Origin of the sequence: Streptomyces sp. MS191, from assembly GCF_008042125.1 — a bacterium.
Lineage (GTDB): Bacteria > Actinomycetota > Actinomycetes > Streptomycetales > Streptomycetaceae > Streptomyces.
The window spans coordinates 1,294,776-1,303,915 of sequence record NZ_RDBI01000040.1; the positions used below are offsets into that span (position 1 = coordinate 1,294,776).

Consider the following 9,140-nt stretch of genomic DNA (forward strand, 5'->3'; position numbering starts at 1 on the left):
CGTTATGGTGCCGCCGCCGCACCGTGCGTACGCTGCCCGGATGCAGCTGGAGTTGAGGCATCTTGAGGCTGTCTGCCGGATAGCCGACGCGGGAAGTCTGGGGCGTGCGGCGGTACGGCTCGGGGTCTCCCAGCCAGGGCTGTCGGCGCAGCTGCGCCGGATCGAACGGGCGGCGGGCGGCGAGCTGTTCTTCCGCGGCAGGGAGGGCGTACGGCCCACGCCGCTGGGCGAGTTCGTGCTGTCCCGGGCGCGCCGGGTGCTGGGCGAGATGGACGCGCTGGCCGCAGGGGCGCGGGCCGCCGCCCCGCACCCCTCGCTGCGGCTCGGCTGCATCCTCCTCGTGCTCGTCGACGGGCTCATCGAGCAGCTGGAGCCGGTGATGGCCGGCCGGGAGATCGCCGTCAGCCTGGAGCACTCGGTGACCACGCTGACGCGGATGCTCGGCGCGGGGCGCTACGACGCGATCGTCTACGGCGAGGTCAACGACCACGAGGTGCCGCTGCCGGAGGGCACGCTGGCCCGCACGCTGATCCCGAAGGAGCCGTTCTGCGTGCGGATGTCGGCCACGCACCGGCTGGCGGACCGGCCGCTGATCTCGCTGGCGGACCTGGCGGGCGAGACGTGGATGACGCTGGTGGAGGACGACGACGGCGGACCGGAGGCGCTCGTCGACGCCTGCGCGAAGGCCGGGTTCACCCCCGCGCTGCGGTACCGGATCGCGGACCGCAAGATGCACTACGACCTGATCGCCTCGGGTCGCGCGATCTCACTGAGCCAGCCCACGGCGCCACCGGCGGAGGGCACCGTGCTGCGGCCGCTGGACGGCGAGCCGATCAACGGACGGATCCGGCTGGCCTGGAACCGCGCGGCGGTCCCGGCCCGTGACGCGGACCTGCTCTACCGCGCGGCGGCCCTCGCCTACCTCGCGAACGTCGGCCACAACGCCTTCCACCGCACCTGGTGGGAGGCCCGCACGGAACTGCACCCGGTCCTGGACCCGGTGCCGCACCCGCACCCGCACCCGGACGGCGATCGGTAGCCGCGCGGGTCCGCCCGGCGACTCCGGCGGGGCGCGGGCCGGCTACTTGCCGGCCGGCGGCCGGACCGGGGCGGGGGCCGGTGCCGCGTGGCCCGGGGCGTCGTCGGCGTCGTCCCTGTCGTCGAGGTCCGCCGACTCCCCCGTCAGCTCGCGCGCCATCAGCGTGGCACCGGCGACCGCGCCCGGCATCAGGAAGACGGCCACCAGCGGGACCAGGAAGGAGAGGGTGAGGGGGACGCCGAAGCCGAGCGCCATCGCCCGGCGGCCGCGGAGCATGGCCAGCCGCTCCTTCAGCTCGACACCCCGGCGCTGGAGTGCGACGGCCGAGAGTTCCTCGGCGAGGAAGAAGCCCGAGACGCAGAAGCCGACCGCCGGGACGACGGTCTGGCCGACGACCGGGATGAAACCGCAGGCGAAGAGCAGGATGCCGAAGAGCGCGACCCGCAGCAGGACCCGCACGCTGTCCCGCGCGGAGATCCACAGTTCGCGCCAGAGCGGGAGGCCGGACTCGGGGACGTCGCCGCCCTCGGCGCGGTCGACCTGCTCGGAGAGGGACTCGTAGAAGGGCTGCCCGACCAGCAGCGTCACCGCGGTGAAGGTGATCACCGCGAGGAACAGGCCGAAGCAGAAGACGAGCCCGGTCAGGAAGCCGCGGAAGAGCCCCTGCCAGGGCGAGCCCCAGTCGTCGGCGAACGGCGTCGCCCAGCCGGTGAAGTCGTCGGCGCCGTAGCCGAGACCGATGAGTGCCCCCACGTACAGCACGAGCGTCACCAGACCGGGCAGCAGCCCGAAGCCGAACCACCGGCCGTGCCGGCCGACCCACTTCTGGCCTCGCACCAGGTAACGGAAACCCACCCCGAAATCACGCATGCCGATCACCCTATCCGGGGGCTCCGGACGGGCCGGGCGGCCCCCGCGCTCAGCCCGAGCAGGCGAGCGGGAGGGCCGCCGCCGCCGTGGCGGCCCGGACCGCGAGGACGACCGGGTCCGTGCACTCCGGGCGCGGGGCCTCGGCCGGCCGGCGCAGGGCGTCGAGCAGCCAGGTCACGGCGGGGTCGGGCGGGCGGCGGGGTCCGGTGTCGGCGAGCGCGTACCCGTGGACCGGGAACAGCCCGAGGATCCGGCGCCGAACGGGCACGAGGAGGCCCTGGTCGAGCAGCTGGTCCCGGGTCCCCTCCAGAACGTCCGGGCCCAGCCGCTCGACCCAGCCGCGCGGCCCGTGTCCCCGCTCGGCGAACAGCAGCCGTTCGAGGACGAGGTCGACGACCGGGTCGGGGCAGCGCCGTGCGCCGCGGACCACGATCTCGTCGTGCGAGACGCTGATCCTTCCCTCCAGGGCGAGTTCGAGGAGGGCGGCGCCGGCCGCGCCGAACCCCAGCTCCGTCCGGAACATCCGGGAGCGCAGCCTGGGGTCCTCGTGGGCGGCCAGGACCAGCCGGGCGGGCAGCGAGCACCGCGGTGCCGGTGGTGGCGCCATGCGGGTCAGACGCCCAGTCGCTGCTTGACGTCGGCGAAGAACGGGATGTGCCGGTAGTCCTTGGCCGCCTCGTCGTAGTCGGTGTAGGCGTTGGTGAACGCCAGCAGGCCGGCCTTGACGTCCGCCACGGACTCGCTGTGGATGCGCCGTTCCACGGTCACGATCTCGTCCAGGAAGCGGGCCAGCACCGCGGGGAGCTCGGGCGCGAGGTGGATCCGGTCGCCGCGCAGGGCGATGCCGCCGTTCTCGGACAGGTAGTTGAAGAGCAGCTGGGAGGCGACGGCGTCGTAGTTGGGCCGGGGGATGCCCTCGACCGCGTAGCGCAGCAGGCGTTCGGCGAGCATGTACTCGTAGGCGCGCCGGGCCTCGTCGGCGGGGAGCTCGTCGTCGTTCAGGCAGACCAGCATCGAGGAGACGTCGACGCGGAGCTCCTCCAGACCGGCGAGCGGCTTGAGCTTCTTGGCGTGGAGGTAGTCGGGAATGGGCATGTCGCCCTGCCGGTGGTGGAACTCGTGCAGCCGCACCCACCAGGCGGAGGCGGATTCGACGAGGTCGTCGTCGGCCCCCTGGATGAGCGGGAAACTGCCCGGCGCCATGACCGCGTCGATCATCTTGCGGGTGATGCGGTTGTGGCGTTCCACGAACTTGTTGATGAAATAGAAGATCAGGTCGTCCGGGTCCTGCCGGCCGTCGAGGTGGTTCTCCGGGAACAGCGCCACGACCACCCGGGATTCGAATCCCTCGGAGCAGGCGGTGATGTTCACCGGCATGGTGTTGCTGGCGTACCGCTCGGCCAGCAGCGGGTGGGTCGGCAGCGTCTCGTACGTCAGGTAGTCCAGGGACAGCCGGGGGAAGTAGGAGGCATCGAAGTACGAGAAGATGTGCTGGTCACGCCGGGTGTTGACATGGGCCTTGGTGCGCAGCAGCCGGGGCTCCTCCGCGAACCCGCGCAGGTCCTCCATGAGGGCCCGCGCGATGGGCTGTTCACGCAGATGCGGCGATTTCTCCATCTGTTTCAGCAGCCCGTCGAGGAATTCTGGGTCGCGTGGGTCGGCGCTTCTGTCCAGGCCCTTGCGTATTCCGTCGACCTCGTCGATGACCCGCTTGATCTCTTCACTCATGTCACTCGCCCCTTCCGGTGGTGGGATAGTTCTGGCGTTTCCAGTACTCCAGGCCGCCGATCATCTCCTTGACCCGGAACCCGGCGGCCGCGAGCGCGGCCGCGGCCTTCGTGCCGGCGTTGCAGGCGGGACCCCAGCCGAAGGTCACGTAGAGGGGTTCGGGATCGAGCGCGCCGAGGACGTCGCCGGTCATCGTGGGGTGCGGAACACTGCGCGCGCCGGGAAGCGTCTCCTCCCGGTACGCGGCCTCCTGCCGGGCGTCGATGAGGACGAAGCCGGCCACCCCGTCGGACACGTCGTGGTGGACGTCGAAGGGGTCCGTCTCACAGGCCAGACGGGCCCGGAGGAAGTAGTCGAGCGCCTGACCGGGCTCGGCCGCGGGGACGGCCAGAACCCGGGACGCGGGCTGTGGCCGTCGGGGCGTCGWCGGTGCCGCGGCGGTGTCAGCCATCCGTGTCATCCATGAAGGTCATCCATCCGTTTCATCCATCCGTGTACTCCGTGTCGTCGGAGTCGGAGTCGGTCGCGTCGATCGCTGCGGTCGGGACGGTCGCGTCGTTCTCGGCGAGCCAGCCCTCGATGAGGAACTTGCCGATGGAGTCGGCGCGGTAGACGTGCCCGGCGTCGATGTGGGCCCGCAGTTCCGCCGCCGTGAACCACCGCGCGTCCACCACCTCGGCACCGWCGACGCGGACGGTGTCCGTGGCGGCCTCGGCGCGGTACCCGACCATGAGGCCCGCCGGGAAGGGCCATGCCTGCGAGCCCTGGTAGACGACGGACTTCACCTGGACGCCCGCCTCCTCGAAGGCCTCGCGCCGCACGGCGTCCTCCAGGCTCTCGCCGATCTCGACGAAGCCGGCGAGGGTGCTGAAGGACTGCGGCCCGGACTGGGCGTGCCGCGCCAGCAGGCAGCGCCGGGGCTGGCCGGCCAGCTCGATCAGCATGATCACGGCGGGTTCGATGCGCGGGAAGAGGAGCTTCCCGCAGTCGCGGCAGACCCGCAGGTGACCGCCGTCCCTCGAGTCGGCGGGACCGCCGCAGGCACCGCAGAACCGCTGGTTGCGGTGCCAGTGCAGCAGGCCGCGCGCGTAGGCGAGCAGGCCGGCCTCCGCCGTGGTGATGCCGGCGACCAGCTGCCGCACGTCCTGGACGGCGTCGGCGCCGGCCAGTTCGCGGGCCCGGTCCTCCGCCAGCGCGGACAGGTCGGCCGCGAAGACCGCCTCGTCCCCGTCGAGTCCCAGGAACACCGCCTCGSCGGCRTCGTCGAGCAGCTCGGCCGCGTCGGCGACCCTCCGTACCACCGGTGTCCCGCCCCGCGTGAGGCACTGGTCGCGCCACAGCGGGAGCACCCGCGTGCCGGGACGGGACGCCTGCGCGGCGACCCAGGCTGCGTCGGATCGGCGGTCGCCGGCCCGGTCCAGTTCAAGTCCGGTGTAGTGCACGGAGGGACTCCTGTCGTTCATGTCGCGTCGGCTCGGCTCACCCCTGGCGGCGCCGCCGCGCCGGCGTCACGCGGGGTGACGGCGGCGCCCAGGGAGGCGAACTCGGCGGCCAGATCGGCCGGGCAGTCGTCCAGGAGACCGGCGACAGAGTCCCACACCACCCGGGCCGCCCTGACCAGCAAGTCGTCCTGCGGCGGCGTCAGATAGTGCTGGAATCCGAGCATCTCGAGCGGCGCCGCGACGGCGACCAGCACGTGGTCGGGCAGCTCGATCAGCCAGCCGTCGAAGCGGTCCGCCTCGACGATGCGGCCGACGGTGGCGCGCAGCGACGCCATGTCGACGTCGTCCGCTTCGCGCGCGCGTCGCAGCACTGTCAGACCTCGTCCGTGTAGCGGATCGGCGTGTAGCCGGCCAGCTTCTCGAAGTCCCGGTAGAGGACCTCGTAGTCCTTGTTGCGGACGAGGAAGGTGCCGCCGTTGTCGATGAGCGAGGCGCCCTGCTTGATCTCCTCGCCGAGCTCCACCTTCCACTTCATGGTGAAGTCGCTCTCGACCTCCGGGTCCAGGAGCTGCGCGACGACGCCGGGACGCTTGGGGATCACCGCGTCGAAGCAGTAGGTCTGCTCCTGGTCCCAGGGGTGGCTGCGCACTCCGGCCTCGATCTCGAAGGCCAGGTTGAGCAGGGCGACGGCGTAGTTCTCCTGCATGGCCGCGAGTCCGGCCAGCCCCTTGAACCGCGCGCCGACCTCCAGGAAGACCAGCTCGTCGTCCTTGGTGTGGAACAGCTCCAGGTGGCTGCCGCCGTCCAGCCGGCCGAGCGCGTCCAGGACCGTCTCGGTGAAGGCCACCATGCGGTCGACGCGGGGGTCGGAGTCGATCAGGTTGATGTCGGCGTTGACCCGGCCCTTCTGCACCTCGGTGGAGTTGACCAGGTACTCGGTGACCCCGCGGAAGACGGTCTCGCCGTTCTGCGTCACCAGGTTGACGCTGTACATGGTGCCGTCGATGTGCTCCTCGTACTCGTACGAGCGCCCGAGGTCCGCCGGCAGGGCGAAGAACTCCTCCGCCGTGAAGACCTTGTGGACACCGTCGGCGGAGGCGGCGTCGACGGGCTTGAGCACGAAGGGGAGGCCGACCTCGGCGACGATCCGATCCAGGTAGCCCGCCGGGTCCGCCGCGCTGGCCTCGGCGTCGAAACGGCCGAACTTCGGCACGCGCAGGCCGGTGCCCGCCAGCCGCTCCTTCATCAGGCACTTGTCCCGGTAGGGCAGCAGCTCGTCGTACGTCGGGCCGGGCAGGCCCAGCTCCTCGCGCAGTTCGCCGGTCAGCAGCAGGTTCCGCTCGTCGAAGCAGTGCAGGGTGAGTTCACCGGGAGCGCACTCCGCGGCGAGCTTGCGCACCAGGGCCCGTACGGACGCCGGGTCGGCGATCGACGACTCGGTGTACGAAGGGTCGTCGAGGCCGCACGGGACCACGTGGATCTCGTGGAAGTAGTTCCGCTCCTCCTGCGAGACGTTGGCGCTGTCCTGCTCGGAGAAGATGCCGACGAACCGCACCTGGTCCGGCTCCACCAGCAGGTCGTGGCGGAACACCCCGAAGCCCCGGGTCGAAATCACGACGACCGTCTTCATGCGCTTTCTCCTGTCATCGTCTTGGTCTCGTCGGACGTCCCGGTGGTCCCGGCCGTCTCGGACGTCTTGGTCCTCACTCGCTTCTCCAGCGCGAGGAGCAGCGGAATGGCCAGCAGGCTCAGCGAGGCGAGGAAGACCATCGGCAGCACCTCGCCCCGGGCGAGGAGGAAGGTGAGCAGTCCCGGCGCGACGACCTCGCCGACGGTCCAGGACAGCTGGTAGGTGGCCAGGTAGCGGCCACGGATGGTGCTGGGGGCCATCGACACGCTCAGGGTGTCGAGGGCGGGGAAGGCGATGACCTCGCCGAGGGTGAAGACGACCATGGCGAGGAAGAGCCCCACGTACGTCACCGCGTCCGGCGTCACGTAGAGGACGGCGAAGAGGACGAACGCGGCCGCGTTGAGCACCGCGGCCAGCATCACGGCGCGGGTCATCCGGGAGGACTCGGCCTTGCGGGCCACCAGGGTCTGGGTGAGGGAGACCTGGATCGCGTTGACCACGATCAGCGTGCCCGCGGTCCAGGCGGGCATCTCCAGCGCGTCGACGATGTAGATCGCCAGCAGCACCTTGATGAGCATCTGGGCGAACACCATGGTGGCGTTGACCCCGATGAGCAGCGTGTACGAGACGTCCCGCAGGACCGTTCCGTAGCCGGCCCGGGGCTGCTCCGGCGGGACGCTCCGCTCCTCCGGCGCCGCGTCGAGGATCACGTCGGCGGTCGCCTGCGGGGTCTCGTGCGAGGTCTCCCGGGGTGTGGGCCGCCAGGTGTAGAGCAGGATGGCCGCGAGGACGTAGCTGGCCGCGTTGCCGATGACGATGGCGTGGAGCGCGGTCCCCTCCCCCAGCGTGAAGGCGAAGGCGGCGAGCGCGCCGCCGACGCCCATCGCCGTGTTGCGCAGGGCCGTCATGAAGCCGAACCAGGTGGTGCGGCGGTCCTCGGGGGCGGCGAGCACCACCAGGCCGCTGCTGGACGTCCAGTACGTGGTGTGTCCCACCTGCACGAGGAAGACCACGACCACGATCTGCCACACGGAGTGCGCCAGGAGGAAGCCGAGGTAGCCCAGGACCGAGACCATGTTGCCCCAGGCCGCCGTGCGACGGGCGGTGAAGCGGTCGATCAGCGGGCCCACGATCATCGACGTGGGCAGGGCGAGGAGCCGCGCCAGGGTCATCGCGGCGCCGATCGCGGCCAGCGACACCGAGGTGGTCCGGGCGAAGTACACCACCGTGAACGCCAGGATCAGTCCGGTGCCGAGGCTGTCGATCAGACTCGCGGAGACGAACTTGCCGTGCCCCTTCAACCGTGGGATGCCGAGTTTCCGGCCTATCGACTCGGGTTCGACGGTGGTTGCCACTTCCTGGCTCTCTCTCGCTTCGGTTCGTGCCTGACGGGTGCGGGTCAGGCCTGTTCGGGCCGGGTGACCACGCGGATCCGGTCGAGGAGGCCGTCGCACCGCTCGATGGCGGCCGCGGTGTCCTCGGCGGTGACGAGGACCTGGACGTGCCGGCCGTAGTTGTCGGTCATCGGGCTGATCACGTCGCCGGGCGCGAGGTACACGTCGACGCCGAGGACGCCGGGCAGTGCGCGGACCTCGTCCACGCCCTCGATGGACTCGACGACGCCGGGCCGGCCGTTGACCCACTTCGTCGCGCCGCCGAGCACCGCCCGGGGCCGCTCGTGCAGTTCGGTGACCAGGCGGAACGGCCAGCCGGCCGCGTACTGCTCCAGGTCGACGCCGTGGGTGACGGCCATGAAGTCGAGCAGCCGGTCGCCGGCCACCCGGTCGTGGCCCTCGATGATCCGCGGGCCCTTGGAGGACAGCTTGATCTCGGTGTGGCCGACGCCGTCCTTGAGTCCGATGGCGGTCAGGAAGCCGACCACGTGGTCCACGATGGTCCGCTCGTCCTCGGGGTCGAGGATCGCCGGCAGCGCGTGGCCCATCTCGACGACGCCGTCGTGGAACTTGCCGGTGACGGAGACGACGATGTGGCGGCCCGCGAAGGAGAACGACTCGACGCTGTACTCGACGCCGTCGATGTACTCCTCGGCGATGAAGGAGGTCACGGGGTAGAACGTGGCCATGGGCAGGTCGTCGCGGTCGCGCAGCCCGGCCAGCTCCGCCCAGGCGGCGTCGGCCTCGTCCGGGCCCTCGATGATGGCGATGCCGCGGCTCGCGGTGCCGTCGAGCGGCTTGACGATCACCGGGTAGCCGTGGCGGGTGCCGAACGCGCGGATGTCGTCACCGGACTTGACCTCGGCGCAGCCCACCGACTCGAAGCCGCTGTGGTGCAGCCACTCCCGCATCCGGAGCTTGTCGTGCAGGCGGTTCGCCACCTCGTAGGAGGTGCCGACGAGGCCGAGCCGGTCGTTGAGCCGGCCGGCCAGCTCGGTGGCCTGCTCGACCAGGGTCATGACGGCCGTGAAGCCGTA

The 9,140-nt window shown here is 71.2% G+C and carries 10 protein-coding genes; 1 reads left to right on the forward strand and 9 read right to left on the reverse strand.

Going from position 1 to position 9,140, the window contains the following annotated elements; genetic code table 11:
- Positions 1-40: 40 nt before the first annotated feature.
- The gene (locus EAO71_RS12950; RefSeq protein ID WP_147977862.1) at positions 41-1,039 is read left to right on the forward strand and encodes a LysR family transcriptional regulator; all 999 of its coding nucleotides are present in this window, start codon (positions 41-43) and stop codon (positions 1,037-1,039) included.
- Positions 1,040-1,081: 42 nt separating this feature from the next.
- Here the strand turns inward: EAO71_RS12950 and EAO71_RS12955 are convergent, their stop codons facing one another.
- From EAO71_RS12955 to EAO71_RS12995, 9 genes are all read right to left on the reverse strand, one after another.
- Positions 1,082-1,909 (reverse strand): EI24 domain-containing protein, encoded by an 828-nt coding sequence (locus tag EAO71_RS12955; RefSeq protein WP_147977863.1) that lies wholly within the window; start codon positions 1,907-1,909, stop codon positions 1,082-1,084.
- Positions 1,910-1,958: 49 nt separating this feature from the next.
- Positions 1,959-2,516, reverse strand: a complete 558-nt coding sequence (locus EAO71_RS12960) for a GOLPH3/VPS74 family protein (RefSeq protein WP_147977864.1) — start codon at positions 2,514-2,516, stop codon at positions 1,959-1,961.
- 5 nt (positions 2,517-2,521) lie between these two features.
- Positions 2,522-3,637, reverse strand: coding sequence for a DUF6421 family protein (locus tag EAO71_RS12965; protein ID WP_147977865.1), 1,116 nt, complete (start codon positions 3,635-3,637; stop codon positions 2,522-2,524).
- 1 nt (position 3,638) lies between these two features.
- Positions 3,639-4,088 carry a rhodanese-like domain-containing protein gene (locus EAO71_RS12970; protein ID WP_147977866.1) on the reverse strand — a complete coding sequence of 150 codons (450 nt, stop codon included), beginning with the start codon at positions 4,086-4,088 and terminating at the stop codon, positions 3,639-3,641.
- A 31-nt stretch (positions 4,089-4,119) separates the two neighbouring features.
- The gene (nudC, locus tag EAO71_RS12975) at positions 4,120-5,100 is read right to left on the reverse strand and encodes an NAD(+) diphosphatase (RefSeq protein ID WP_147977867.1); all 981 of its coding nucleotides are present in this window, start codon (positions 5,098-5,100) and stop codon (positions 4,120-4,122) included.
- Positions 5,097-5,450: a hypothetical protein gene (locus EAO71_RS12980; protein ID WP_147977868.1), complete on the reverse strand. Its 354-nt coding sequence runs from the start codon at positions 5,448-5,450 to the stop codon at positions 5,097-5,099. The genes nudC and EAO71_RS12980 overlap by 4 nt, the downstream gene beginning before the upstream one ends.
- 2 nt (positions 5,451-5,452) lie before the next feature.
- Positions 5,453-6,709: an ATP-grasp domain-containing protein gene (locus tag EAO71_RS12985; protein ID WP_147977869.1), complete on the reverse strand. Its 1,257-nt coding sequence runs from the start codon at positions 6,707-6,709 to the stop codon at positions 5,453-5,455.
- Positions 6,706-8,064 carry an MFS transporter gene (locus EAO71_RS12990; RefSeq protein ID WP_187282659.1) on the reverse strand — a complete coding sequence of 453 codons (1,359 nt, stop codon included), beginning with the start codon at positions 8,062-8,064 and terminating at the stop codon, positions 6,706-6,708. Before EAO71_RS12990 ends, EAO71_RS12985 begins: the two co-directional genes overlap by 4 nt.
- A 44-nt stretch (positions 8,065-8,108) precedes the next feature.
- The coding region (locus EAO71_RS12995; RefSeq protein ID WP_187282660.1) for an ATP-grasp domain-containing protein at positions 8,109-9,140 on the reverse strand (1,032 nt) is incomplete at its 5' end.